Here is a 25857-nt window from a genome sequence, read left to right on the forward strand (position 1 = left end):
AAACCCCGCCTGCCCCGGGCCAGTCGCCCAACCAGGGACACCACCTCGGAGGTGATGGGGTCTCGCCGATACCGTGGCGAGGGCGACGAAGATAGCGGCCGGAGCCGCTGCTTTCAAGCCCTGCCTTTTCGGCGACCGTCGAACCGCGTGGTCCGTCGGTGAGGCGCTGTTTATTGGTCTCACCGACCGGTGTCAACGCGCTGTCATGCAGCGCGCATCATGGCAGCCATCCCGCGGCGCATGCTTGACGCATGCGCCTGCGAATCAAGCGGCTTCCCGACGCGATTCCGGCCCGGCCTGCGTCACCTCGAGCCCGTCCGGGCCCGCGGTCACACTCAGCCGCTCGCCATCCCTCACGCGGCCTTCCAGCAGGAGGTTCGCCAAGCGGTCCTGCAGGCTGCGCTGGATGACGCGCTTGAGCGGCCGCGCCCCATAGGTCGGGTCGTAGCCTGCCTCGGCCAGCCATTCCCGCGCGCCGGCATCCAGATCCAGCGTGATCTGCTTGTCCGCCAGCAGCTTGCGCAGCCGGCCGAGCTGGATGTCGACGATCGCCGCCATGTCCCCTCGTGCGAGGCGCCGGAACAGCACGATCTCGTCCAGCCGGTTCAGGAATTCCGGCCGGAAGCGATCCCGCACTGCTCGCATCACCGCGGGTCGCGCGGCCTCGATGTCGGACGTCTCCGGCAGTTCCGCGATCGCCTGGCTGCCGAGGTTGCTCGTCAGCACGATGATGCAGTTGCGGAAGTCGACCGTCCGACCCTGCCCGTCCGTCAGCCGCCCGTCGTCGAGCACCTGCAGCAGCACGTTGAAGACGTCCTCATGCGCCTTCTCGACCTCGTCGAAGAGCACGACCTGGTAGGGGCGGCGCCGCACGGCTTCCGTCAGCACCCCGCCCTCGTCGTACCCGACATAGCCGGGTGGCGCGCCGATCAGGCGGGAGACCGCGTGCTTCTCCATGAACTCCGACATGTCGATGCGCGTCATCGCGCGCTCGTCGTCGAAGAGGAACTGCGCGAGAGTTTTCACCAGTTCCGTCTTGCCGACGCCGGTGGGCCCGAGGAAGAGAAATGACCCGATGGGCCGGTTGGGATCCTGCAGCCCTGCACGCGCACGCCGCACGGCCTTGGAAACCGCCTCCAGCGCCTCCTCCTGGCCGATGACGCGCTTGCGGAGCTCGTCTTCCATCCGGAGCAGCTTCGCGCGCTCGCCTTCCAGCATCTTCTCGACGGGAATACCGGTCCAGCGGCTAACGACGGCCGCGATGCCCTCTTCGGTCACCGCCTCGTTCACCAGGCGCGCATCGCCGTCGCTGGCCGACGCCAGCTTCTTCTCGAGCTGCGGGATCGTCGCGTAAAGCAGCTCCGACGCCTTCGTCAGGTCGCCGCGGCGCTGTGCGAGCTCGACCTCGGTGCGGGCCCTGTCGAGCTCCTCCTTCACCTTCTGGCTCTCGACGACCTTGCCCTTCTCGGCCTCCCAGCGCTGCGTCATCTCGCGCGAGCGCTCCTCGAGCTCGGCGACTTCCTTCTCGAGCTTGCCGAGCCGGTCGCGGGACGCGGCGTCGGTCTCCTTCTTCAGCGCCTCGCGCTCGATCTTGAGGCGCATGAGGTCGCGATCGACCGCGTCCAGCTCCTCGGGCTTGCTGTCCACCTGCATGCGCAGGCGGGAGCTCGCCTCGTCCACCAGGTCGATCGCCTTGTCCGGCAGGAAGCGGTCGGTGATGTAGCGGTTGGACAGCGTCGCGGCGGCGACCAGGGCGGCATCGGTGATACGCACGCCGTGATGCAGCTCGTACTTCTCCTTGATGCCGCGCAGGATGGAGATGGTGTCCTCCACGCTGGGCTCGCCGACGAAGACAGGCTGGAAGCGACGGGCGAGCGCCGCGTCCTTCTCGACATGCTTGCGGTACTCGTCGAGCGTGGTCGCGCCGACGCAGTGCAGCTCGCCGCGGGCGAGCGCGGGCTTGATCAGGTTGGACGCGTCCATCGCGCCATCGGCCTTGCCAGCGCCGACCAGCGTGTGCATCTCGTCGATGAAGAGGATGATGTCGCCGGCGGCCTGCTCGACTTCCTTCAGCACGCCCTTAAGACGCTCCTCGAACTCGCCGCGGTACTTCGCGCCGGCAACCATCGCGCCGAGGTCGAGCGCCATGACGCGCTTGTCCTTCAGCGCCTCCGGCACGTCGCCCTTGGCAATGCGCAGCGCGAGCCCTTCGACGATCGCGGTCTTGCCGACGCCGGGCTCGCCGATCAGCACGGGGTTATTCTTCGTCCGCCTCGCGAGGACCTGAATGGTCCGCCGGATCTCCTCGTCGCGTCCGATGACGGGGTCGAGCTTGCCGTTCCGCGCGGCCTCGGTGATGTCGCGCGCGTACTTCTTGAGGGCGTCGAACTGCTCCTCGGCGTTCTGGCTGTTCACCGTGCGGCCCTTGCGGAGATCGGCCACCGCCTCCTCGAGGCGCTTCGGCGTGACGCCGGCCTCGCGCAGGATGCGCGATGCGTTGCTATCGACGGCGAGCAGCGCCTGCAGCAGACGATCCTGCGCGACGAACTCGTCGCCGGCCTTCTGCGCATGCTGCTGCGCGGCGTCGAGGACGCGGATGATCTCCGGCGTGAACTGGGGCTGGCCGGCGCCGCCGCCCGAGACCTTGGCGTGCTTGGCGATCTCGGCATCCACGGCCTGCTTGGCGCGGTTCGGGTCCCCATTGGCGTTGCGGATCAGGCCCGCGGCCGCGCCCTGCTCGTCATCGAGCAGCGCCTTCAGCAGATGTTCGGGGGTGACGCGCTGGTGGTATTCGCGGATCGCGATGGTTTGCGCCGCCTGCAGGAAGCCGCGCGCACGGTCGGTGAACTTCTCGATGTCCATTCCTCGGTCCCTCTCTTGAGCGGACGTGAACGATGAGGCCGATGTGCCTGCCGTCCCCGATCGGGCAACGGAGGATCACCGGATGCCAGGAATAGTGGTATGCGGCCCCCCGCGGTTTCAAGGAAAAGGCGTATGCGCGTCGAGCGTATCAGTCGCTATCCCGTGAAGGGTCTGTCGCCGGAATACCTCGAGGACGTCGAGCTTGCCGCCGGCGAGGGCGTTCCGCACGACCGCCGCTTCGCCTTCGCCCATGCCGACGCGCCCTTCGATCCCGCGGACCCGAAGTGGCTGCCGAAGCGCCACTTCGCCTGCCTGGCCGCGCATGCGCGCGTCGCCCGCGTCCACTCCGCCTACGACCCGCGATCGAACACGCTGCTGCTTCGGACAGAGGGTGCGGCGCCGCTGGCCGCCGACCTCTCCGACCCCGCGCAGCGCGAGGCCGCGGCGGCCTGGATGACGGCCCTCATGGGCGAGGAAGCCCGCGGGCCCATGCGCTTCGCGGAGGTCCCGGGCCACGCCTTCACCGACATCCCGAACAAGGCCGTCTCCCTGATCGGCCTGGCCTCGATCGCCGAACTCGGGGAACGCGCGGGGATGGTGCTCGATCCCCTGCGCTTCCGGGCGAACCTGCTGTTCTCCGGGGCGGCGCCCTTCGCGGAACTCGATTGGGTCGGGCGGGAGATCCTGCTGGGCAAGGCGCGCCTGCGCGTCTTCAAGCGCATCGTCCGCTGCCCCGCGACCACCGTGAACCCCGCCACCGCGCAACGCGACGCCAAGCCACCGCTCTGGCTGCGCGAACACTACGGCCACGCCGACATGGGCATCTACGCCGAGGTGCTGGATGGCGGCACGGTCGCCGTCGGGGACGGGCTGGAGCTGGTCTGAGGGGGTCGCGAGCTGCCCGGGGAGGACGCTGTCCTCCCCGTACCCCACCTGCAAAGGGCCAGTGGGCCCTTTGAACCCATTGGTTCAACGACGAAGGGGCAGGGGACAGGAAGCCCCCTCCCCCTTCGTCGTTATACTAATCGCGGGTCCAGAGGCCCGCCGGCCCCTGGCGGGGTGGGTACGGGAGGGGCGGCGCCCCTCCCGAATGCAACCCGCGACAACCCTCAGTTCGGCTCCCGCCCTTCCGGCAGGCGGTCGTCCTGCTGTTCGCCGTCCAACGCCTGGCCGTTGGCGTGGCCGTTCATCTCGGGCTGTTCCGCGCCGCCTTCCTGGCCGTCCTGGTCGGGGCCGTTCTGGTAGCGGCTGCGCGGGTGGTGCTGCTGCCCGCCCTGCTGCTGCTGGGCCTGGTTCATGGCGTTAAGGATGCGGAAGTAGTGTTCCGCATGCTGGAAGTAGCTCTCGGCCATCACGCGGTCGCCCGCGCCGGTCGCGTCGCGGCCGAGCTGGAGGTACTTCTCGAAGAGCTGCTGCGCCGTGCCGCGGATGCGGACGTCGGGGCCGTTGCTGTCGAAGACGTGGTTGCGGTTGAGCGGCTGGTGGCCGCTGCCTCCGCCGCCGCTGCTGCTCTGGCGGTAGCCGCCGCCACCCCCGCCGCCGTGGCGGTGATTGCCTCGGCTGCGCATGCGCTTCATGTTCATGTGTCGGGCGTTCGCCGTCTCGCATAGGCGCTGCCGGCGGGATGACCCGACCGGGAACGCGGTCTCGCTGGTTGCATCAGCGGCCGCCGGGGAGCCGTTGGCCCGTCCTGGGGCTGCTGGCTTGGCCGACGCTGCCGGGCGCATTCCGCCCGGTGCCGCGACAGCAACCTAATGTGCCGGCCGCCCCGCGCCAATGGATTTTTTCAACGGCGTTGCCGTCCCGGACGGAGGACCAGCGCCCGTTCGACCCCGCCGAGGTCGCTCCGGCACCCCTCCGGGACCAGCCCACCCGAGAGGGCGAGGGCCTCCACCGCCTGGCGCTGGCCGGCGCCGAGCTCGATCACGGCGGCCCCGCCGGGGGCCAGCAACCCCGGCAGGATCGCGGCGAGGTGACGGTAGGCCTCGAGCCCATCCGCCCCACCGTCGAGCGCCGAGCGTGGTTCGTGCCGCGCGACCTCCGGCATCAGCCCGGCGATCGCGTCGGATTCGATATAGGGCGGGTTGGAGAGGATGAGGTCGAAGCGGCCCGCCAGCGCCGCCGCCCAGTCCCCGGCCAGGAAGGCGGCGCGGTCGGCCAGGCCGTTGCGGGCGGCGTTGGCGGCGGCCAGCGCCGCGGCCTCGGGCACCAGGTCCACGCCGATGCCGAAGGCGTTCGGCCGTTCGGACAGGACCGCCAGCAGCAGGCAGCCCGTCCCGGTGCCGAGGTCCAGCACCCGGATCGGCGCCGCGGGCTCGGGGAAGAGGTCGAGCGCGGCCTCGACCAGGGCTTCGCTGTCGGGGCGCGGGATCAGCGTTGCCGGCGAGACCGCGAGGTCCAGCGTCCAGAAGCCCTGCATGCCGAGGATATGCGCGACGGGGGTGGCGACCAGGCGGGCCTCCAGCGCGGCGCGGAAGCGGGCGGCCGCGTCGGGCGGGACCGCGGCGCGGGGGTCGCGCAGCAGCGCCTCGGTCGTGGCGCCGAGGGCATGGGCGAGGAGGAGGCGGGCCTCGAGGCGCGGGTTCTCGATGGCGGCGGCGCGCAGCACCTGGCCGGCCTGGCAGAGAAAAGCGCCGACGCTCTCGCCGGGGTCGCAGGACATGGAGGTGGTCTGCGCCAGGCGCGGGCGGGCGGGCAAGCCAGGCATTTTAGGCTTTTGGGATTTTAGCCTTTTGGCCCTCAAGCCGGGCCCGCTTCGGACAAATTCCCCGCCCCACCCGGCCGGGGGGATCGGCGGCGTTGATGGGATAGGACGAGGCATGGCGGGAACAATACAGGAACATACCGTCAGACCGCAACGACGAATGGCGCGGCACCGCCGGCTCGGCCAAGCTCGGCACCCCTTCCGGGAAGGACGCCATGGACGACCTGCTGCCGATCGCCGCGCAGGCCGGCGCGCTGCTCAAGGCGCGGAAGGAGACGATCGCCGTGGCGGAGAGCGCGACCGGCGGCCTGGTCTCCGCCGCCCTGCTCGCCGTGCCCGGGGCTTCGGCCTATTTCCTCGGGGGCGGGGTGGTCTACACGCGGGCGGCGCGGGCGGCGCTGCTCGGGATCCCGGCCGAGAGCCTCAAGGCCACGCCGGGCGCCTCGGAGCCGATGGCGGCGCTGCTGGCGGAGGGCGCGAAGGCGAGGCTCGGCGCAACCTGGGGCCTGGGCGAGGCCGGGGCGGCGGGGCCGACCGGCAACAGCTACGGGCATGACGCCGGGCACGGCGTCTTCGCCGTGGCGGGCCCGGTCGCCCTGACGCGGACCATCGAGACCGGCAGCCCCGACCGCGTCGGGAACATGCGGGTCTTCGCGGCGACGCTGCTGACGATGCTGACGGAGGCGCTCGACGCCGCGCCCTGAACAGGGCTGGGCCGCCCCCCTGCCCCTGGACGCCGTCGCCCGGGGCGGGCAAGCCGTCGCCCAACCTGCCGAGGAAGCAAGCATGCCCCGCTCCGAGATCGCGGACGCCAACGCCATCGTGGCCTCGGTCACCCATCTCCTCGACCTCGTCCACGAGGCCGAGGAGAACGAGGTCCTGCTGCGGATCTATGCCGACGAGGACGCCTTCCGCCTGGCGCATCCGGATGCCGAGCACCTCGACAATGCGCTGCATGCCCGCATCGTGCGGACCGCCGCGCGGGCGGCCTGGCGCATCGGCTACGACATCACGGTGATCCGCCTGCGCGCCGCGCCGCTGCGCGCCTGGCTGTCCCGCCAGGGCCCCTCCGGCCCCGGCGCCGAGGCCTATGAGGGCGAGCCCGGCGACACGCTGGAGGACGAGGCGGCGCTGCGCGCGCTCGGCCTGAACCCGGCCGAGCTGAAGGAAGCCCCGCGGAAGCCCGCGCAGGGCAAGACGCTCGCCGCCCGCATGGCGCGCTGGGCGACCGACCCGGAGGCGGATGAGAGCCTCATCGGCGACCTCACGGAGGAATTGCTGTCCCAGCGCCTGGACGGCGCGCTCGGCCCGCTCGCGACGATGCTGGAGCCCGAGGACTTCGCCTATGCCAGGCACGAGATCGACCTGACCGCGTCCGCCTGCGTGATCGGCGACAAGGGGAAGCAGCGCGAGGGGCTGCTTTTCGTCAGCCCCGTGCTGCGCGAGGGCGACGCCCCGCGCGGGCCCGAATTGCCGGCCGGGCTGCAGGCGCGGCTGACCGGCATCGCACTCGACCCGTCCTTCGTCGAGCTCATCCTGGCCCCCTTCTGGGTGCCGACCGCGGCGCTGGCGCGGCTGAAGCCATCCGAACTGCGCGAGGCCGCGGAGGCGCTGGCCAGCGGGCAGGAGCCCGTGGTGCCCCGCGCGGCACCGGCGGACCGCGACGTCTGCCTGCTCGGCCTGACCATCCCGATGGTCGCGCGCGACGAGCAGGACGAGGAGGAAGACGAGGCGGATGGCCGGCTCGATGCCTGGCTCGCCGTGGTCGCGGACGCCGCCGGCGGCGGCCGGGCGGAGCCGCCGCTGTCGCTGGCGCGCGCGCTGGACCTGCTGCGCCGGGTCAAGCTCGCCGTGCCCGACGAGGCCGGGCTCGAGGACGAGGACGAGGACGACGAGGAGGAGGAGGAGGAGGAGGACGACGAGGAGGCGGTCGAGGTGGACGAGGCGCTGGTCGAGGCGCTCGTCGAGCATCTCGCTGCCATCGGCACGGGCAGCGCGCTGCTGACCGGCTTCGAGGACGGCGTCGTCGCCATCGCGATTGCCGGCGGCGCCCCGGACATCGAGCCCGAGCCGCTGCGGCGCCTGCTGGCCGATGCGCTGGCCGAGAGCGGATTGCTCTTCGTCTCGCCGGGCGTGAAGCCTGCGCGCGGCCATGCCTTCCTGCTGGAGCGCGGCGAGGCCCAGGGCCTGTCGGCGGAGGACGCGGCGGCCGCCTTCGCGGAGGAAGCGATCGAGGACTGGGCGGCGGCGCCCGGGACCTGGGTGGCCGCGCCGCCGCTGGACTACGACCCTGCGATGCAATGAGGCGCGGCGGCCGGCTGCGCGTCTTCCTCGACCCGATCTGGCGCCCCCTTAGGCGCCCCGTCCGGCCGCGCCAGGCGCCGTAGCAGGTGCAGCGGCGGCGCGCGGTGGTTGGAGCGATTGACCTTGGTGTCCAGCACGCGGCGCCACGCCAGCATGCCGCCGACCACCCGCACGGCCTCGCGCTCGGCCAGCGGCAGTGGCCAGGCGGGGTGGTGAAGCCGGAAGACCTCCACCGCCTCGGCCCAGGCGCGGGCCTCCGGCGCGCCGTTCGCCATGAGGCCGCGGTAATGGGCCTCCGCGTCGCGGGCCGCGACGACGTCGAGGTCGAACGGGGGCGGGACGGAGTCGGAGGGCATGGATCGGATGTTAACGCGCATTAGAACAAAACACGAACTGATTCGCATGCCGTGCAGGCGGCCCAGCAGGTCCGATCGGGCGAAGCGCCCGGCGCGCTGCACTCTCCTCAAGCGCCTGCCACGCGCTTGCCGGTGTGGGGGGCAGCCCGAGGCCGCTCGCGCCGGCGACAAAGCGGCGCCAGGGCTTCAGCGGGGAAAGGCTCGGCGGTGTCGGGGTTACGCAGAGCGTTGGCGCGTGGTCCGCGCCGCCCCGCTTTGCCCAGTAGTGCGGGCCTGGAAGATCGGCTTAAGATGCCCGCATAGCGGTCCGAAGTTCGGATGGCGCACGCAGGCATGTCGGGACGCATGGGGCGGAAGGCTCGGCCAGCACGGCTCGGGGTGGTGGTGAACCCGATTGCGGGTCTCGGCGGGCGTGTCGGCCTGAAGGGCACCGATGGAGCCGAGACCCTCGCCCGGGCGCGCGAACTCGGCGCGGTGCCGGATGCGGTGCCGCGCTGCGCGGCGGCGCTGGCCTGCCTGGCGCCGCTGAGCGAGGCGATCGAGGTGATCGTGGCGCCGGGCGAGCTCGGCGAGGTCTCGGCGCGCGCGGCGGGGCTGAGCCCGCGCATCCTTTCCGGCTTGCCGGCGCCAACGGGCGACGCCGGCGATACGCGACGCGCCGCGGCCGCGCTGCTGGAACTGGAACCGGACCTTCTGCTGTTTGCCGGCGGCGATGGCACGGCGCGCGACGTGCTGGCCTCGGTCGGCAACGCCATCCCGATCCTCGGCGTGCCGACGGGCGTGAAGATGCACTCTGCGGTCTTCGGCACCACGCCGCGCGCGGCCGGCCGGACGGCGGCGAAGTTCCTCGCCGGAGAGGCCAGGCTGCGCGAGGCCGAGGTGATGGACCTCGACGAGGAGGCGCTGCGCGAGGGCCGCGTGAGCGCGAGTCTGTATGGCGTTGCGCGCGTGCCGCATGAACGCGGCCTGATGCAGGCCTGCAAGGCCGGCGCCAGGCCGGACGACGAGGCCGCGCTGGACGCTCTGGCGCGCGTGCTCGCGCGCGACTGGCCGCGCGAGAAGCTGATGATCCTGGCCTGCGGCACCACCCTGCGGCGCGTGAAGCGCGCGCTGGGCGGCGAGGGCACGCTGCTCGGCGTCGATGTCGCGCTGGACGGGCGGCTGATCGCGACGGACGTGAACGAGGCGCAGCTGCTGCGGCTGATGGAGCGCGCGCCAGCGGGGATCGTGGCCGGGGCGACCGGCGGGCAGGGCTTCCTGTTCGGGCGCGGCAACCAGCAGATCAGCGCGGAGGTCATCCGCCGTGTCGGGCGCGAGGGCATCACGGTGATGGCGGGGCAGAACAAGCTGGCGGCGCTGGATCCGCCCGTGCTGCATGTGGACACCGGCGACGCCGAGGTGGACGCGATGCTGGCCGGCTATACCCAGGTCCACACGGCGCCCGGACAGCGCATGGTGATGCGGATCGCCTCACCGGACTGAACACAACCACGAACGGGAGAATCGTATGGGACATCCCTGGATGGCGAATGCGACGGAGGAGGCGAAGGCAGCGATGCTCGCCGCCATCGGCGCGCCCAGCATCGAAGCGCTGTTCGAGCAGATCCCCGCGGAGCATCGCTTCCGCGGCACGCTCGACCTGCCGCCGGCGCTGACCAGCGAGGTCGCGCTGAAGCGGCACATGCTGTCCCTGCTGAAGAAGAATGGGGACTGCGAGCAGAACCTGTCCTTCCTGGGATCCGGCATCTGGCAGCACCACGTCCCCGCGATCGTGGACGAGGTCGTGGGACGCACGGAGTTCCTGACCAGCGTCTGGGGCACGCCGTCCTCGGACCACGGGCGCAACCAGGCTTGGTTCGAGTTCTGCTCGATGCTCGGCGAGCTCGTCGGCATGGAATTCGTCGGACTGCCCGTCTATTCCTGGGGCTGCGCGATCGGCAATGCGGTGCGCATGGCGTCGCGGCTGAACGGGCGGCGCGAGGTGCTGGTGCCGGCCGGCATGGATCCCGAGCGGCTGGACGTGGTGCGCCAGTATTGCGAGCCCGAGGGCAGCCATGGGCATATCGCGGTCGTCGCCGTTGCCTGGGACAAGGTGAGCGCGATGCTCGGCCTCGATGACCTCAAGGCGAAGCTCAGCGAGAAGACAGCTGCGGTCTATATCGAGAACCCCGGCAGCTTCGGCGTGATCGAGGCGCGGGGTGCCGAGATCGGGCGCCTGGCGCGGGCGAAGGGCGCCGAGTTCATCGTCGGCGTCGATCCCATCTCGCTCGGCGTGCTGGCGCCGCCGGGCGATTATGGTGCCGACATCGTCGTCGGCACGATCCAGACGCTGGGCGCGCATATGCTGGCCGGCGGCGGCGCTGGCGGCTTCATCGCGTCCCGCGACGAGGAGCGCTACGCGCGCGAGTATCCCACGCTCAACATCTCCATCGCGCCGACCGACAGGCCCGGCGAGCACGGCTTCGCACTGAGCCTGGCGCACCAGTCGAGCTACGGCATGCGCGAGGAAGGCAAGGACTGGACCGGCAACTCGGTCTACCTGACCACCATCGGCTGCGCCGCCTACATGGCGCTGCTGGGGCCGCAGGGCTTCAAGGAAGTCGGCGAGGTCATCCTGCAGCGCGCGCATCACGCGGCGAAGCTGGTGGCGGAGGTAAAGGGCCTGCGCGTCGTGTTCCCCGGCGGCTTCTTCAAGGAATTCGTCGTGAACTTCGACGGGACGGGGAAGACGGTCGCGCAGGTGAACGCGGCGCTGCGCGCGAAGGGGATCTTCGGCGGGCGCGACCTGTCCGCGGATTTCCCGGCGCTCGGGCAGAGCGCGCTCTACGCCGTGACGGAAGTGCACACCGCGGAGGACCTCGCCCGGCTGGCCGGCGCGCTGAAGGAGATCGTGGCATGAGCGAGCCCCGCGAATACCACCAGGCCCGCTGGAACGAGCCCGTGGTGATGGAACTCGGCGCGCCCGGCCGGCGCGGCATCACCTTCTCTGCCCCCGACAGCGCCGCCGCGGTCGGGCCGGCCGCCGACCTCCTGCCGCCGGCGATGCGCCGCGCGGCTGCGCCCGTGCTGCCGGAGATGACGGAGCACGACGCGCTGCGCCACTACGTCCGGCTATCGCAGCAGGTGCTGGGGATGGTGGGGATCAGCCTCTTTGGCACCTGCACCATGAAGTACAACCCGCGCCTGTCGGAAGCGCTTTCGCTGCGGCCGCAGATGGCGGAGATCCATCCGCTGCAGGATCCCTCGACGCTGCAGGGCATGCTGGAGATCGTCTGGAACTTCGAGCAGATCCTGAAGGCGCTGTCCGGCATGGACCGCTTCACCTTCCAGGCCGCCGGCGGCGCGGATGCCGCCTACACCCATGTCTGCGTGACGCGCGGCTGGCTGGAGGCGACCGGCCAGCTTGGCAAGCGCGACGAGATCGTCACCTCGATCCAGGCGCATCCCTGCAACCCGGCCACGGCCGCGGCGGGCGGCTTCAAGGTGATCACGCTGCCGCTCGAGGAAGGCGGCTATCCCTCCGTCGCGGCCCTCAGGGCCGCGATCGGACCCCGCACCGCGGCACTGATGATCAACAACCCCGACGACATGGGGATCTACAACCCGCACATGAAGGAATGGGTGCGGCTGGTGAAGGAAGCGGGCGCGCTCGCCTTCTACGACCACGCCAACTTCAACGGCGTGATGGGGAAGATCCGGGCGCGCGACCTCGGCTTCGACGCCTGCATGTTCATGCTGCACAAGACCTTCGGCGGCCCGAAGGGCGGCGGCGGGCCGGCGACCGGCGCCTATGGCTGCACGGAGGAACTTTCCCGATTTCTGCCGAAGCCCATCGTCAACAAGACTGCGTCAGGCTTCACGCTGGATGCGCCCGCCGATTCCGTCGGCAAGGTCCGCGAGTTCATGGGCAACCTGCACATCGTCATGCGCGCCTATGCCTGGGCGCGCGGCATGGGGGCGGAGGGGATCAACGAGGCCTCCGACCTCTCCGTGCTGGCGAACAACTACATGGAGAAGGGGCTGCTGGCGATCCGCGGCGTCTCCAAGTCGCACCCGACGATCGACGGGCCGCGCATGGAGATGACGCGCTATTCCCTCGGCCAGCTGAAGGAGGAGACCGGCATCGGCGTCGGCGAGGTCGCGAACCGCATGACCGATTTCGGCGTGGACGCGCCCTGGCTCGCGCATGAGCCCTGGCACTTTCCCGAGCCCTTCACGCCGGAGGCCGGCGAGCTCTGGTCGAAGGAGGACATCGACACCTGGGTCGCGGTGGTCCACAAGTGCTGCGAGGAGGCCTATGCGACGCCGGATGTGGTGCGCACCGCGCCGCACAACGCCGCCATCGGCAAGGTGAACGGCGAGGGCTGCGAGGACCCCGCGCGCTGGGCGACGACCTGGCGGGCGTATCTCCGCAAGCACCGCGGGGGCGCGCAGCAGCAGGCGGCGGAGTGACCACCCCGCGCCCTTGGGAGTGGCCGGAGGAACGCTGGCGGTCCGCCGTCGGCCGCGTCCGCGCGGGGCGGCGGCTGCGGCCGACATGGCCGGGCGGCGCGCGTTGCGCCGTCGCGCTCTCCTTCGACTGCGACCACGAGACCTTCGCGATGGGCGGCGGGGACGAGAGCGTGGGCCGGCTCGCCTGGGGCGAGTTCGGAAGGCGCGTCGGCGTGCCGCGGATACTCTCCGTGCTGGAGAAGCACGGCGTGCCCGCGACCTTCTTCTGCCCTGCCGTCGCCGCGCTGATCGGGCCGGAGGAGCCGGCGCGGATCGCCGCCGCGGGGCACGAGATCGGAATCCATGGCTGGATCCACGAGAACACCTCGATCCTGGATGCCGCGACCGAGCGCGAGCTGATGCTGCGCGCGCGCGACGCGCTGGCGAAACTGTCGGGGCGCGATCCCGTCGGGCATCGCGCGGCGCAATGGGACCTGAGCCCGCACACCATCGCGACGGTGAAGGAGCTCGGCCTGCTCTACGACAGCAGCATGATGGCGGATGAGGAACCGTATGAGCTGCTGCTGGACGGCGCGCCGACGGGCCTGGTCGAGGTGCCGGTGGAATGGCTGCGCGACGATGCGGTCTATCTGCTGTTCAACCGCAACCCCACGACGCGGCCCTATGCGACGCCGGAGGACGTATTGCGCATCTTCCTCCGCGAATTCGACGCGGCATGGGAGGAAGGCAGCGTCTTCCAGCTTGTGATGCATCCCTTCGTGATCGGCTATCGCAGCCGGATCTGGATCCTGGACGAGATCATCCGCCACGCCGCGGCGAAGGGCCGGGTGTGGTTCACCACGCATGCGGAGCTCGCGAGGCGCTGCCTTGGTGCGTGAGGTGGCGGTCGCCGTGATCGGCGGCGGCATCGTTGGGATGTGCGCCGCGCTGGAACTCGCGCGCGAGGGCGAGCAGGTCATCGTGCTGGACGATGCCGGGCGGCTGTCCGGCAGCAGCGCCAATGCCGGCAGCCTGCACGTCCAGATGCAGAGCCGCTTCATCCGGATGTATCCCGACCAGGTGCCGGGGCTGGAGCGGTCGCTGCCGCTTTATGTCGCGGCGGCGCGGCGTTGGGCGGAGCTGGAGAAGGAGCTCGGCACCAGCTTCGAGCTGAAGGCGTCCGGCGGGTTGATGGTGGCGGAGACACCGGAAAGCTACGAGTTCCTCGCGCGCAAATGCGCGCGCGAGGCCGAGCTCGGTCTGGATGTCGCGATGATCGGGCGCAACGAGCTGCGCAGCATCGCGCCCTATCTCGGCGACAGCGTCATCGGCGCGGAACTCTGCGCGCATGAGGGCAAGCTGAACCCGCTGCTCGCCAACCGCGCGATCCGCGAGGCGCTTCTGGCGTTGGGCGGTGCGATCGAGGGCGCGGCGCGGGTCGAGCGGATCGAGCGCGACGGCGCGGCATGGGTGCTGCACATGGCGGCCGGCGCGATCCGCGCGGGCCGCGTGATCGTCGCGGCCGGTGCGGGGACCGGCGCGCTGCTCGCGCCGCTCGGGCTGCGCGTGCCGACGGTGGCGGAGCCGCTGCACATGAACATCACCGAGGCGACGCGCCCCGTGCTGAACCACCTGGTGCAGCATGCCGAGCGCATGATCACGCTGAAGCAGCTCGCCAGCGGGCATGTCGTGGTCGGCGGCGGCTGGCCCGCGCGGATCGAGGCCGGGCATCCCACCGTCGAATTGTCGAGCCTGACGGGCAATCTGGGCCTGGCCGCGCATCTCGTCCCGGGCATCGCGTCGCTGCGGCTGCTGCGGACGTGGGCCGGCATCAACACCACCGGTGACGGGCAATGCGTGCTGGGCGAGGCGCCGGGCTGCCCCGGCCTGTTCCTCGCCGTGCCGGGCGATGCGGGCTACACGCTCGGGCCGCTGGTCGGGCGGCTCGCCGCGGCTGCGCTGCGCGGCGGTGACGCGGGCTTCGACATCGCGCGATTTTCCGCTGCGCGCTTCGCCTGAGGGCTACTCGATCGCGGCCTGGATACGCGCCGCGGCGTCCAGCATCTCGCCCAGGAAGGTGGTGCGCAGCTCCTCCAGCGCCACGCGCGAGGTCGGGCCGCAGATGTTGATCGCGCCCACCGTCACGCCGCCGCGGCCGCGCAGCGGGACCGAGAGCGACCGCAGGCCGAGCTCCAGTTCCTCGTCCACCATGGCCCAGCCCTGGCGCCGCGCCTGGTCAACCGCCTGCAGCAGCTTGCCCTTCGCCGTCACCGTCTTCGGCGTACGCGCCTCCGGCTTCGAGGCCGCCAGCACGCCCTCCGCCGCCGCCGGCGTCAGACCAGCCAGCAACACGCGTCCGACCGAGGTGCAATAGGCCGGCGTGCGGCTGCCCACGCGGAGATCCACGTTGATGAGGTGCCGGGCGGAGGGGATGTGCAGGACGTACAGCACCTCGTTCCCGTCCAGCACCGCGCCGTAGCAGCTCTCGCCGAGCTTTTCCGATAGCGCCGCCAGGATCGGCCGCGCGACGTCCCAGACCGAGGACGTCGCCATCACGGCATGTCCCAGCTCCAGCAGCCGCGGCGTCAGCGCGAAGCGCTTGCCGTCGGTCTCGGCGTAGCCCGCATGCACGAGCGTGAGCAGGAAGCGCCGCGCGGAGGCGCGCGTCAGGCCCGTGGCCTCCGCCACTTCCGTCAGCGTCATGCGCGGGCGGTCGCGCCGGAAGGCCTTCAGCACCTCAAAAAGCCGCAGCGCGGAATGCACGAGCTCACGGTCGCCACCCGCCCGCGGCTCCTCAGTCAGGCTGTCGTCCAGCACCTCGGCCAGGCCGGAATCGTTGTCGGTCATCCCGCCACCTTCCCACACCGGTGCATCTTGGCGTGCGTTCGCCAAGCGAACAAGTGGGCTGTTCGCGTGCGCGTGGCGAAACCCCTCTTGATGACGACGGAGCAATCCTGTTCACTCTGCGAAAGCCTGTTCGCAAGGCGCCACGGGGAGAAAGAGGGACATGTCCGACCGCATCACCTTGGGCCGCCGCGCCCTGATGGGCGGCGTCGCCGCCGCCGGCCTCGGCGCGCCGCTCGTCGCGCGCGGCCAGCAGCCGATCCAGTTGCGCTGGTGGTCGCCGCAGACCGCGCCGGCGCAGCGCGAAGCCTACATGTTCCAGATCCGCACCTTTGAGGAAGCCAACCCCGGCGTGCGCGTCGCCTTCGAGCCGTCGAGCGACGAGGGCTATCCCGCGCAGCTCGCCGCCGCCTTCGCATCCGGCCAGGTGCCGTCCGTGGTGACGCACCTGCCGTCCTTCGCGGTCGCGACCTACTGGCAGTCCAACCTGCTCGAGCCGATGAACGACGTGATCAACGCCGTCGGGCCCGAGAACTACTACCCCGGCGCCAACGGCATCTACGAGATCACGCAGGGCCAGTACGCCGGCACCGGCATCGGCAATTCCGCCGCCAACATGCTCTGGATGCGCCAGGACCTGATGCAGGCCGCCGGCGTCACCGAAGCGCCGCGCACCTGGGACCAGCTGCGCGCGGCCTGCCAGCGCATGCAGCGCGGCGGCGTGTTCGGCGCGCCCCTGCCCTATGGCCGCAACTCCATGACCAGCCTGATCTTCATCTGCTTCGTGCATGGCGCGGGCGGGCAGATCTTCACGCCGGACCTGCAGGTCGCGGTGGACAGCGACCAGTTCCGCAACGCGCTCGAGTTCTACAAGTCGATGCGGGAGTTCTGCCCGCCTGGTGCCACCGGCTATTCCTGGGGCGACAGCCTGACGGCCTTCGTCTCCGGCGCGACGGCGACCGGCATCTATGCCGGCCGCGTGCTGGCCAATGTCGCGGCGCAGAACCCGCGCATCGCGGCCAGCGTGACCTGCCACGACTACCCCACGGTCTCGGCCCAGGTCGCGCCCTGGACCTTCAACGACTTCCCCTCCGTCATGATCCCGCGCGCCGCGCAGAACATGCCCGTGGTGAAGCGCTTCGCCGCGCATCTCTTCCGCGCCGACGGCTACATCCGCCAGTTGCACGCCGCACCCGGCCATGTGCTGCCGGTGCTGAAGACCATCTCGGCGATGCCGGAGTACCAGGCGAATGCGATCATCCAGGCCAACCGCGCCGCGGTGGACCTGATGAGCGACCGCGCCGCGTCCGGCCACAACCTCGGCTGGGAGAGCCCGCGCCACCGCCCGAACACCAAGGCCGGCGCGATCATCGCCAGCCACGTCCTGTCCGAGGCCGTGCAGCGCTACGTCCTCAACAACGAGCCGATGGCGCAGGTGGTCTCCACCACTGCGCGGCGCCTCGATGAGCTCATGAAGGCCTGAGCAGGGCGGGCGCATGTCAGCGCAGGCGCCCGCCATTTCCGGCGTGACGGCCGCGGATCGGGCGGCGCGCAATCCGCTGGACCGCGGATACGCGCTGCTCGGCATGATTCTGATTGCGCCGACGGTGCTGATCTTCTGCGCGGTGATCGTCTATCCCCTGGGCTCCGCGCTGTACCTCTCGCTGTTCTCGGTCTTCACGCCGACGCTGGCGTCGAGCTTCATCGGTTTCGACAACTACACCGCGCTGGCAGCGTCGCCCGAGTTCTGGCGGAGCCTGCTGAACAACTTGATCTGGACCGTGCTGACGCTCGCCTTGCAGATCGTGCTGGGCGTCGCCGCGGCGCTGATGCTGAACCAGGCGATCCTGTTCCGGAGCCTCGCGCGCAGCCTGATCCTGTTCCCGTATTTCGTGTCCACCGTCGTCGCCGTGCTGGTCTGGCGCTGGCTGTTCAACGACCTCTACGGGATCCTGAACTACATGCTGATGTGGGCCGGTATCCTGAACATGCCACTGGACTGGCTGGGATCCATGCCGAACGCCATGGTCAGCGTTGTGCTGGTCGGCGCCTGGAAGTACTTCCCCTTCGTCGTGATCGCGGTGCTGGCGCGGCTGCAGACCATCCCGGAACAGCTGTACGAGGCCGCGACGATCGACGGTGCCGGCGCCTGGGGGCGCTTCTGGGACGTGACGCTGCCGCAGCTGCGCGAGGTGCTGGTCGTCGTGGTCCTGCTGCGCGCGATCTGGGACTTCAAGGAATTCGACCTGATCTATCTGCTGACCGGCGGCGGGCCGATCATCGGGACGCAGACGCTGCCACTGATGGTCTACAAGGAAGCCTTCGGCCTGAACCAGATGGGCCGGGCGTCGGCGGTCGCGGTCGCGATGATGCTGGTCATGCTGGTCTTCATGCTCGCCTATTTCCGCGCGCTGAAGTCGCGCGGCGAGGACGCAAGATGAACCTCCGCGCGCCTTATGGCACGACGAAGAAGATCGCCGGCGCCGTCGCCTTCAACATCCTGGCCTGGACGATCGTTCTGGCCACGGCCTTCCCCCTGGTCTGGATGGTCATCACCTCGGTCAAGCCGCAATTCGAGCTGTTCCGGATCCCGCCGACCTTCTGGCCGGAGACGATCACCTTCGAGCACTACGCGAACCTGCTCTGGACCACGCCGTTCCTGACCTACATGCGGAACTCGCTGGTGCTGTCCACCGCGACGACGCTGCTGGTGGTCGCCGTCGCGACGCTCGGCGCGCACAGCCTGGTGCGGTTCCGGTACCCGGGGCGGGAGAGGCTGGCGCAGCTCGTGCTCTTCACCTACCTGCTGCCATCCGTCGTGCTGATCCTCCCGCTGTACCTGATGATGGTCTGGCTCGGCGTCGCGAACACGCTGCTGAGCCTGGTGATCGCCTACACCACCTTCGCGCTGCCCTACGCGCTGTGGCTGCTGCGGAGCTTCATGCAGGGCATTCCGGACGACCTGGAGAACGCGGCGCTGGTGGATGGCGCGACGCGGATGAGCGCCTTCTTCGACGTGATCCTGCCGCAGGCGCTGCCCGGCATCATCAGCACGTCGTTGTTCACCTTCATCCTGTCCTGGAACGAGTATCTCTACGCGCTGGTGCTGGTGAACACAGATGCCGCGCGCCCGCTGACAACCGGCGTGATGAGCATGCTCATCAGCGCCTTCAACATCGAATGGTCCTTGCTGATGGCGGCTTCCGTCATGATGAGCATCCCGCTCATCATCATCTTCGCCTTCCTGCAGAAGTTCCTGACGCGCGGCTTCGGCGCGGGCGGGGTAAAGGGATGAGCGATCGCAGCGCCGAGGGCGAGGTCCGCTTCGAAAAGGTCCGCAAGGTCTTCGGGTCGAACGTCGTGGTGCGGGAGCTGGACCTGGCGATCAGGGGCGGGGAGTTCCTCTCGCTGCTCGGCCCGTCGGGCTGCGGGAAGACGACGTCCTTGCGCATGCTCGCGGGGCTGGAGTTCCCGACCTCCGGCACGATTGCGATCGGCGGGCGGGTCGTGAACGATGTGGCACCCGGCGCGCGGGACGTCGCGATGGTGTTCCAGTCCTACGCGCTCTATCCCCACATGACGGTCGCGGAGAACATCGCCTATCCCCTGAAGAAGCGCGGCGTCGCGAAGGCCGAGCGCGAGACGCTGGTCAGGCGCGCCGCCGAATCCCTGCACCTGACGGAGTTGCTGCCGCGCAAGCCGCGCCAGCTGTCGGGCGGGCAGCAGCAGCGCGTGGCGCTGGGCCGCGCGCTGGTGCGCGATCCCCGCGTCTTCCTGCTGGACGAGCCTCTGTCGAACCTGGACGCGAAGCTCCGCGCCCATATGCGCGCCGAGCTGATCGAGCTGCACCAGCGCGTCCGCCGGACCTTCGTCTACGTCACCCACGACCAGCTGGAAGCCATGACCATGTCCGACCGCATCGCGGTTATGCATGAAGGCGTGCTGCAGCAGGTCGGCACGCCCGGCGAGGTCTACAACAGCCCGGCCAACCTGTTCGTGGCGGGCTTCATCGGCGCGCCGACCATGAACCTGCTGCGCGGCCGGGCCGAGGCCGGCGGCTTCGCGCATCCCGCGCTCCGCCTCGGCCTGACCGGCGCGGCGGCTGGCGAGATGGTGCTGGGCCTGCGGCCCGAGGACATCGTGGTCGGCGACGGCCCGTTCGAATCCCGCATCCGCCTGGTGGAGCCGCATGGGCATGAGCAGATCGCGCAGCTCGACATCGCCGGCGGCGACGTGCTGACGATCCGCGCCGACGCCGCGCTGCCGCTGGCCGCCGGCGAGGCGCTGCGCTGGGGCGTGCGCGCGGCGAGGCTGCACCTGTTCGATGCCGCATCGGGCCTGCGCCTGGACGCCGCCTGCACCGCGCCGCAGCCTATCGCGGCCTGAGGAGGAATACGATGGACCGCAACAGCGTGGACTGGTCGGGCCCGATGCCCGCGGTGACGACACCCTTCGACGCCGAGGGCCGCGTGGACGCCGCTGGCTTCCGCGCCAATGTCCTGCGGCTAATGGAGGAGGGCGCGACCGGCGTCGTCGCCTGCGGCTGCACCGGGGAGTTCTGGTCGCTGGCGATGGAGGAGCGCAAGGCGCTGTACCGCGAAGCCGCGGCGGCGGCGAAGGGCCGCGGCACGGTGATCGTCGGTACGGGCTGCGTCGGTGCGGCCGACACCATCGCGCTGGCGCATGCCGCGAAGGAAGCCGGCGCCGACGGCATCCTGGTGCTGCCGCCGTATTTCGTGAAGCTGACGGATGACGAGGTCTTCGCGCATTTCGCCGCGGTCTCCGCGGCCTCGCCGCTGCCGATCGTCGCCTACAACATCCCGGGCAATGCGGTGAACGCGATCTCGCCGGCCTTGGCCTCCCGGCTGGCGGACCTCGAAAAGGTCGTGGCGATCAAGGAGAGCAGCGGCGACTGGAACAACTTCTACGCCACGCTGCTGGCGGTGAAGGACCGCATCCGCGTCTTCTGCGGGCCGTCGTCCGTGTTCGGCGTGCCGGCGGTCCATGCCGGCGCGGACGGCACGGTGGACTGCTTCCCCAATGTCTGGCGCGGCACGACGGAGCTCTGGTACGCCGCGCGCGATCCCGCCCGCCAGGCGGAGGCAGAGCGGCTGCAGGCGACGTCACGCCGCCTGACCGACCTTTTCGTCAGCGGCGGGCGCACGCTCTATCCCGCGACGAAGGCGGCGATGGATCACCTCGGCTTTCCCGGCGGCGGCGTGCCGCGGCCGCCGCTGCAGCCGCTCAAGGGCGAGCCGTTGGATGGGCTGAAGCGGGGCCTTAAGGAACTCGGGATCGGCTGAGATGGACCTCGGGATACGCGGCCGCCACGCCATCGTCTGCGCGGCTTCCAAGGGCCTCGGGCGTGCCTGCGCGGAAAGCCTGGCGCGCGAGGGGTGTGACCTCACCATCATGGCGCGCACGCCAGGCCCGCTGGAGGAAGCGGCCGAGGCGATCCGCCGCGCCCATGGCGTGCGCGTGACCACCGTCGCCGGCGACGTCAACAGCGATGCCGGGCACGACGCGCTGCTGGCGGCCTGCCCGGCGCCGGACATCCTGGTGACCAGCCCCGGCACCCGCCAAGTGCCAGGTGACTTCCGGACGTGGGACCGCGCGGAATGGCAACGCTGGTGGAACGAGCATTTCTACACCGCGGTGGAGCTGATCCGCCGCACCGCGCCCGGCATGTGCGACCGGAAGTTCGGCCGCATCGTCAACATCAGCGTCTCCTTCATCAAGTTCCCGCAGGTGGGCTTCGCGCACAGCCATTCCGCGCGGGCGGGTCTGGCGGCGGCGATCGCGTCCATGGCGCGCGAGCTCATTCCGCACAACGTCACCATCAATAGCGTCTGCCCTGGCCTGTTCGACACCGAGGCGCTGCGCGTGAACCTGCATGGCCACGCAAAGCGCGGGAACACGACCTATGAGGCGATCGTACAGGACCGGCTGAAGACATGCCCCGCGGGCCGCTTCGCCGATCCGATGGAGTGCGGAGACCTCGTCGCCTATCTCTGCAGCGCGCAGGCCGGCTTCATGACGGCCCAGAACCTCGTCAACGACGGCGGCGTCTATCAGGGCCTGTTCTGATGGACGCGATGCTGCCCGCCGCCGGCCGTGTCGTCGCGATTTCCGGCGCGGGGCGCGGCCTCGGCGCGGCGATCGCGCGGCGGCTGCATGCGGAAGGTTTTTGCCTGGCCTGCGGCGTTCGCGATCCCGCGCGCAAGCTCGCGCTGGAGGGCGGCGCGCGCGTCACCTGGCATCGCTACGACGCAATCGATCCCGCCAGCGCCGCGTCCTGGATCGAAGGCGCGGTCGCCGCGCATGGCAGGCTGGACGCGCTGGTGAACAATGCCGGCATCCTCAAGCGCTTCACGCTGGAGGAAGGCGACGAGGCCGCGCTCGACGAGATGTGGGCGGTGAACGTGAAGGGCCCGCTGCGCGCGATCCGTGCGGCGATGCCGCATCTGCGCGCCTCGGGGCATGGGCGGCTGGTCAACGTCGCCTCCACCGACGGCAAGCGGATCCGCGATCCCTCGGCGCCGCTGGGCTACGCCATGACCAAGCACGCGCTGATGGCGCTGACGCATGCCGCGCGCTTCGCGGGACATGAGGCCGGCGTGCGCGCGACCGCGCTCTGCCCCGGTGCGATCGACACGGAGCTGATCGCGGGCCTGCCCGGCGCGACCCCCGCCGCCGGGCGCATGAGGCCCGAGACCATCGCCGAGATCGTCTGCCTGCTGCTCCGCCTGCCCGACCAGGCGCATGTTGCGGAGATGATTGTCAACACGCGCCTCGAAGCCATGCTCTGACCTCAACAGGAGGGACCCGCCATGACCGATCTCCGCGTCGCCGCCTCGACTTTTCCCTTCCTCTATTCCCATTCCGGCCATGGGGCGCTGAAGCACCTGGCGTCGCAGGGCTACCGCAACTTCGAGCTGATGATCTTCCCGCCGCATCTCTGGCCGTCCTCGATGTCGCCGGCGGAGAAGAGCGAGCTGAAAGCCTGGCTCGACGGCAACGGCTACCGCATCACGAGCTTCTGCTACCCGCTGCTCGACAACAACCCGAACAGCACCTGCCCCATCATGCGGCGCTACACGCTCGATCGCTACAAGGAGGCGATCGACCTCGCGGACCAGCTGAACTGCCCCTTCGTCTGCGCGATCCCCGGCCCGGTGAACTCGCTGATCAACCCGCCGGTGCCCTGGATGCGGGAGTGGTTCGTGCAGGGCATGAAGGAGCTCGTGGCGCACGCCAAGGGCAGCCGCACCGAGATCATCCTGGAGAACGTGCCCTTCACCTTCCTGCCGACAGCGAAGGACATGCTTGATGTCGCCAACGACATCGACGCTTCCGTCGGCATCAACTTCGACGTCTGCAACAGTGCCTACATCAAGGAGGATCCGGCCGCCGCGATCCGCATGCTCGGCGCGCGCGTGAAAAACGTGCACATCAGCGACAGTGGTTACGAGGTCTTCAAGCACGATCGCCTCGGCACCGGGATCGTGCAGCCCGGCCCGGCCGCGGTCGCGCTCAAGGAGATCGGCTACAGCGGGCTGACGGTGCTCGAGATCATCACCGACGCCTGCCAGCCCGGCACCGACCCCGATGGCGACCTCGCAGCCAGCCACGACATCCTGGCCGCGCAGGGCTGGGAGAAGCGCCCGGCGAAGCGCTGATCACTCCAGGCCGCCATCCACACGCAGCAGGCGGCCAGTGATGGCGGAGGACAGGTCGCTGGCGAGAAACAGCGCGGCGTTGGCGACCTCCGCCTCCGTCGCGATGCGACCCAGCGGCGTCTCCGCGTCATGCGCCGCGAAGGCTTCCTCCGCTGCGGGGCCGCCGGAAGCGGCGCGCGCGGCGATGCGGGCCCGCAGTGCCTCGGTCGCCACCGGCCCGGGGCCGAGCGCATTGACGCGGATGCCGCGCGGCCCGAGTTCCTGCGCCGCGACGCGCACGATGCCGAGCACCGCATGCTTGGTGGCGTTGTAGAGCGCCTGCCTCGGCGCGCCGCGTTCCGACATGATCGAGCCCATCGCGACCACCGCGCCGCCGCGCGGCATCAGCGGCATGGCGTGCTTCAGCGTGGCGGCGACGCCGCGGACGTTCACCGCGAAGACGCGGTCCCAGTGATCGAGGTCGAGCGCGGTCAACTCGCACCAGGGCGGCACGATCCCGGCATTGGCGACCAGCACGTCCAGCCGGCCGTGGCGCGCGGCGACCTCGGCGAAGGCCGCCGCGACCTGCGCCTCCTCGGCGACGTCGCAGGCGATGTCGCCGCCGGCGAGGTCGAGTGTCACGACATCAGCGCCCTCCGCGCTGAAGCATGCGGCGATGGCTGCGCCGAGGCCGCGCGCGCCGCCCGTCACCACCGCGACGCGGCCAGCCAGCAGACCGCCTCGACCCGCCATGGCTCCCTCCCGCGCGATGCCTACATCGCGGCCGGCGCGCCCGTGTCGCCCTCGGCGAAGCGGGTGAAGCGCAGCGGACGGGGATCCAGAATCGGCGCATCGCCGGCGACGAGGTCCGCCGCCAGCCGTCCCGCGGCGGGCCCGACGCCGAAGCCGTGGCCGCTGAACCCCGAGGAGACGAAGAAGCCCGGCAGGCCTGGCACCGGACCGATCGCCGCGACCGCGTCGGGTGTCGAGTCGATCCAGCCGCCCCATTGCTGCGCGACGACGAGCCCCTTCAGCGCGGGGAAGACCTGCCCCAGCGCCTCCAGCGCGGCGCGGATCGTCGGCGCGTCCGGCGCGGGGTTCAGCACGCGCGTCCTCTCGAAGGGCGAGACGGTGTCGAGCGACCAGCGCGCCAGCGCCTCCGGCCCGCTGAAGAAGGACCGCCCGATGCCGACCGAAATCGATTCCGACCAGCGGTCGCGCAGCATCGGCAGGAACTGCCGGGCGTAGCGCAGCCCCTGCGGCGTGACGTCGATGCGGCCGCGGTTGCGGATCGCGACGGTATAGCCGCCATCGAGCCGCCGCCGGAGCGTGACGCCGGGCGTGGACAGCCCGCCCTCGATCACCGCCGGCCCTGGTGTCGTCGCGAAGGCGGTGGAGCGGACGCCGGATTGCGGGAAGTCGATGCCGTGCCAGCGGCAGAACAGCGATGTCCAGGCGCCTGCCGCGCAGAGCACGCGCGCTGTGCGGATGCGCCCCCGCTCCGTCACCACGGCGCTGACCGCGCCGGCCTGCGTTTCCATCCCGCGCGCGGCGCAATCCTGGTGGATGGTCGCGCCCAGCCGCCGCGCGGCCTCGGCCAGCGCGGGCGCCGCCATGGTGGGCTCGGCGCGGCCGTCGGAGGGCGAATGCACGCCGCCGATCCAGCGCCCCTGCCCGCCCGGCGCCATGGCGTTCGCCTCCACGGCGCCGAGCATGCGGCTGTGCACCTGGTGGTCTCGGGCCATGGCGACCCACTTCTCCCACCGCGCCAGGTCCGCCGGCTTGTCCGTGACATAGACCAGCCCCTCGCGGCGGAAGCCGAGATCCGCGCCGATCTCCGCCGAAAGCCCCGCCCAGCATTCCAGCGCCCATTTCGCCAGCGGCAATTCGCGCTCGTCGCGGTTCTGCTGGCGCACCCAGCCCCAGTTGCGGCCGGACTGCTCGGCGCCGATGCGGCCCTTCTCCACCAGCGCGACGCGGTGGCCCTTCTTCGAGAGAAAGTAGCAGGCGGCAACGCCGGCGATACCGCCGCCGATCACGACCACATCGGCCTCGACGGGCAGATGCGGATCGCTGGCGACCGGCACCAGGGGGAAAGGGATGTCGCGCGCCGGATCACTTGGCCTGTCCATCACGCCTCCTTCGCCGCGCCCGATTCGGCGCCTTCAATAGCGCGCCTTGGCCTCCACCTCATAGCCGCGGCGGGCGATCAGCATGGTGCGGTCGAATTCGCAGACAAGCGTGCCGTGCTGGTTGAAGCCGCGGGTGCGGACGCTGACGATGCCGGCGTTCGGACGCGACTTCGATTCGCGCTTGTCCAGCACCTCGCTCTCGGCCGCCAGGGTGTCGCCGGCAAAGAGCGGGTGGGTCAGGCGGATCTCCTTCCAGCCGAGATTGGCGATCGCCTTCTGCGAGACGTCGGACACACTCATGCCCACCAGCAGGGCGACGGTGAAGGGCGAGCAGACGATGCATTTCCCGAACTCGGAATGCTTCGCGTACTCCGTGTCGAAATGCATGGGGTGCTGGTTCATCGTCAGCAGCGTGAACCAGGTGTTTTCGGTTTCCGTGACGGTGCGGTTGGGGCGGTGTTCGTAGACATGCCCGACCTCGAAATCCTCGAAGTAGCGGCCGAAGGATTCGCGGAAGCGGCCGGGCGCGATCTCGTTGTGAGTCTGGACCATGGCGGGTTCCTCCG

General features: G+C 70.5%; 24 protein-coding genes. 16 read left to right on the top strand and 8 right to left on the bottom strand.

Annotated elements, in window-relative coordinates:
- Positions 1 to 264: 264 nt before the first annotated feature.
- Positions 265 to 2862, bottom strand: coding sequence for an ATP-dependent chaperone ClpB (clpB, locus tag ACLF3M_RS11120; RefSeq protein WP_430656992.1), 2598 nt, complete (start codon positions 2860 to 2862; stop codon positions 265 to 267).
- Between the two features lie 132 nt (positions 2863 to 2994).
- Here clpB and ACLF3M_RS11125 point away from each other — a divergent pair, with 132 nt between their 5' ends.
- A complete protein-coding gene (locus tag ACLF3M_RS11125) occupies positions 2995 to 3747 on the top strand; it encodes an MOSC domain-containing protein (protein ID WP_430656993.1) in 753 nt (250 codons plus the stop codon).
- Between the two features lie 224 nt (positions 3748 to 3971).
- On the opposite strand, the gene ACLF3M_RS11130 is transcribed toward ACLF3M_RS11125, so the two are convergent.
- Positions 3972 to 4445 carry a DUF4167 domain-containing protein gene (locus tag ACLF3M_RS11130; protein ID WP_430656994.1) on the bottom strand — a complete coding sequence of 158 codons (474 nt, stop codon included), beginning with the start codon at positions 4443 to 4445 and terminating at the stop codon, positions 3972 to 3974.
- A gap of 203 nt (positions 4446 to 4648) precedes the next feature.
- Positions 4649 to 5524: a peptide chain release factor N(5)-glutamine methyltransferase gene (gene prmC / locus ACLF3M_RS11135; RefSeq protein WP_430657214.1), complete on the bottom strand. Its 876-nt coding sequence runs from the start codon at positions 5522 to 5524 to the stop codon at positions 4649 to 4651.
- 257 nt (positions 5525 to 5781) lie between these two features.
- On the opposite strand from prmC, the gene ACLF3M_RS11140 reads away from it, so the two are divergent.
- Positions 5782 to 6270 carry a CinA family protein gene (locus ACLF3M_RS11140; protein WP_430656995.1) on the top strand — a complete coding sequence of 163 codons (489 nt, stop codon included), beginning with the start codon at positions 5782 to 5784 and terminating at the stop codon, positions 6268 to 6270.
- Positions 6271 to 6352: 82 nt separating this feature from the next.
- Positions 6353 to 7870: a hypothetical protein gene (locus tag ACLF3M_RS11145; RefSeq protein WP_430656996.1), complete on the top strand. Its 1518-nt coding sequence runs from the start codon at positions 6353 to 6355 to the stop codon at positions 7868 to 7870.
- On the opposite strand, the gene ACLF3M_RS11150 is transcribed toward ACLF3M_RS11145, so the two are convergent.
- The gene (locus ACLF3M_RS11150; protein WP_430656997.1) at positions 7849 to 8226 is read right to left on the bottom strand and encodes a hypothetical protein; all 378 of its coding nucleotides are present in this window, start codon (positions 8224 to 8226) and stop codon (positions 7849 to 7851) included. The genes ACLF3M_RS11145 and ACLF3M_RS11150 overlap by 22 nt on opposite strands.
- Positions 8227 to 8571: 345 nt before the next feature.
- Between ACLF3M_RS11150 and ACLF3M_RS11155 the strand changes: the two genes are divergently transcribed.
- Genes ACLF3M_RS11155 through ACLF3M_RS11175 form a run of 5 tightly spaced genes read left to right on the top strand, consistent with a single transcriptional unit; the run spans position 8572 to position 14676 of the window.
- Positions 8572 to 9708 carry an ATP-NAD kinase family protein gene (locus ACLF3M_RS11155; protein WP_430656998.1) on the top strand — a complete coding sequence of 379 codons (1137 nt, stop codon included), beginning with the start codon at positions 8572 to 8574 and terminating at the stop codon, positions 9706 to 9708.
- Positions 9709 to 9733: 25 nt separating this feature from the next.
- On the top strand, positions 9734 to 11125 hold the full coding sequence (gcvPA, locus tag ACLF3M_RS11160) for an aminomethyl-transferring glycine dehydrogenase subunit GcvPA (protein WP_430656999.1): 1392 nt from the start codon (positions 9734 to 9736) through the stop codon (positions 11123 to 11125).
- On the top strand, positions 11122 to 12678 hold the full coding sequence (gcvPB, locus tag ACLF3M_RS11165; RefSeq protein ID WP_430657000.1) for an aminomethyl-transferring glycine dehydrogenase subunit GcvPB: 1557 nt from the start codon (positions 11122 to 11124) through the stop codon (positions 12676 to 12678). Before gcvPA ends, gcvPB begins: the two co-directional genes overlap by 4 nt.
- Complete coding sequence (locus tag ACLF3M_RS11170) at positions 12675 to 13556, top strand: polysaccharide deacetylase family protein (RefSeq protein WP_430657001.1); 882 nt, start codon at positions 12675 to 12677, stop codon at positions 13554 to 13556. Before gcvPB ends, ACLF3M_RS11170 begins: the two co-directional genes overlap by 4 nt.
- On the top strand, positions 13549 to 14676 hold the full coding sequence (locus ACLF3M_RS11175) for an NAD(P)/FAD-dependent oxidoreductase (RefSeq protein WP_430657002.1): 1128 nt from the start codon (positions 13549 to 13551) through the stop codon (positions 14674 to 14676). The genes ACLF3M_RS11170 and ACLF3M_RS11175 overlap by 8 nt, the downstream gene beginning before the upstream one ends.
- Before the next feature lie 3 nt (positions 14677 to 14679).
- Here ACLF3M_RS11175 and ACLF3M_RS11180 read toward each other — a convergent pair whose 3' ends face one another.
- The gene (locus tag ACLF3M_RS11180) at positions 14680 to 15504 is read right to left on the bottom strand and encodes an IclR family transcriptional regulator domain-containing protein (protein WP_430657003.1); all 825 of its coding nucleotides are present in this window, start codon (positions 15502 to 15504) and stop codon (positions 14680 to 14682) included.
- A gap of 160 nt (positions 15505 to 15664) precedes the next feature.
- Here ACLF3M_RS11180 and ACLF3M_RS11185 point away from each other — a divergent pair, with 160 nt between their 5' ends.
- The 8 genes from ACLF3M_RS11185 to ACLF3M_RS11220 are packed head-to-tail and all read left to right on the top strand — an operon-like array spanning position 15665 to position 23180.
- On the top strand, positions 15665 to 16984 hold the full coding sequence (locus ACLF3M_RS11185; protein ID WP_430657004.1) for an ABC transporter substrate-binding protein: 1320 nt from the start codon (positions 15665 to 15667) through the stop codon (positions 16982 to 16984).
- Between the two features lie 13 nt (positions 16985 to 16997).
- The gene (locus ACLF3M_RS11190) at positions 16998 to 17942 is read left to right on the top strand and encodes a carbohydrate ABC transporter permease (RefSeq protein ID WP_430657005.1); all 945 of its coding nucleotides are present in this window, start codon (positions 16998 to 17000) and stop codon (positions 17940 to 17942) included.
- On the top strand, positions 17939 to 18796 hold the full coding sequence (locus tag ACLF3M_RS11195; RefSeq protein ID WP_430657006.1) for a carbohydrate ABC transporter permease: 858 nt from the start codon (positions 17939 to 17941) through the stop codon (positions 18794 to 18796). Before ACLF3M_RS11190 ends, ACLF3M_RS11195 begins: the two co-directional genes overlap by 4 nt.
- Positions 18793 to 19887 (top strand): ABC transporter ATP-binding protein, encoded by a 1095-nt coding sequence (locus ACLF3M_RS11200; protein ID WP_430657007.1) that lies wholly within the window; start codon positions 18793 to 18795, stop codon positions 19885 to 19887. Before ACLF3M_RS11195 ends, ACLF3M_RS11200 begins: the two co-directional genes overlap by 4 nt.
- Before the next feature lie 11 nt (positions 19888 to 19898).
- Positions 19899 to 20804: a dihydrodipicolinate synthase family protein gene (locus ACLF3M_RS11205; RefSeq protein WP_430657008.1), complete on the top strand. Its 906-nt coding sequence runs from the start codon at positions 19899 to 19901 to the stop codon at positions 20802 to 20804.
- Position 20805: 1 nt separating this feature from the next.
- Entirely contained in the window at positions 20806 to 21588 is a 783-nt protein-coding gene (locus ACLF3M_RS11210) for an SDR family oxidoreductase (protein ID WP_430657009.1), read from the top strand.
- Positions 21588 to 22310 (top strand): SDR family oxidoreductase, encoded by a 723-nt coding sequence (locus ACLF3M_RS11215; RefSeq protein ID WP_430657010.1) that lies wholly within the window; start codon positions 21588 to 21590, stop codon positions 22308 to 22310. The genes ACLF3M_RS11210 and ACLF3M_RS11215 overlap by 1 nt, the downstream gene beginning before the upstream one ends.
- A gap of 21 nt (positions 22311 to 22331) precedes the next feature.
- Entirely contained in the window at positions 22332 to 23180 is an 849-nt protein-coding gene (locus ACLF3M_RS11220; protein ID WP_430657011.1) for a sugar phosphate isomerase/epimerase family protein, read from the top strand.
- On the opposite strand, the gene ACLF3M_RS11225 is transcribed toward ACLF3M_RS11220, so the two are convergent.
- Genes ACLF3M_RS11225 through ACLF3M_RS11235 form a run of 3 tightly spaced genes read right to left on the bottom strand, consistent with a single transcriptional unit; the run spans position 23181 to position 25843 of the window.
- Positions 23181 to 23912: an SDR family NAD(P)-dependent oxidoreductase gene (locus tag ACLF3M_RS11225; RefSeq protein ID WP_430657012.1), complete on the bottom strand. Its 732-nt coding sequence runs from the start codon at positions 23910 to 23912 to the stop codon at positions 23181 to 23183.
- A gap of 20 nt (positions 23913 to 23932) precedes the next feature.
- Entirely contained in the window at positions 23933 to 25291 is a 1359-nt protein-coding gene (locus tag ACLF3M_RS11230; protein ID WP_430657013.1) for an NAD(P)/FAD-dependent oxidoreductase, read from the bottom strand.
- A gap of 33 nt (positions 25292 to 25324) precedes the next feature.
- Positions 25325 to 25843: a MaoC family dehydratase gene (locus ACLF3M_RS11235; RefSeq protein WP_430657014.1), complete on the bottom strand. Its 519-nt coding sequence runs from the start codon at positions 25841 to 25843 to the stop codon at positions 25325 to 25327.
- Between the last annotated feature and the right edge of the window lie 14 nt (positions 25844 to 25857).

The organism is Falsiroseomonas sp. HW251 (genome assembly GCF_050563545.1).
In the GTDB taxonomy this organism is placed as follows: domain Bacteria; phylum Pseudomonadota; class Alphaproteobacteria; order Acetobacterales; family Acetobacteraceae; genus Falsiroseomonas.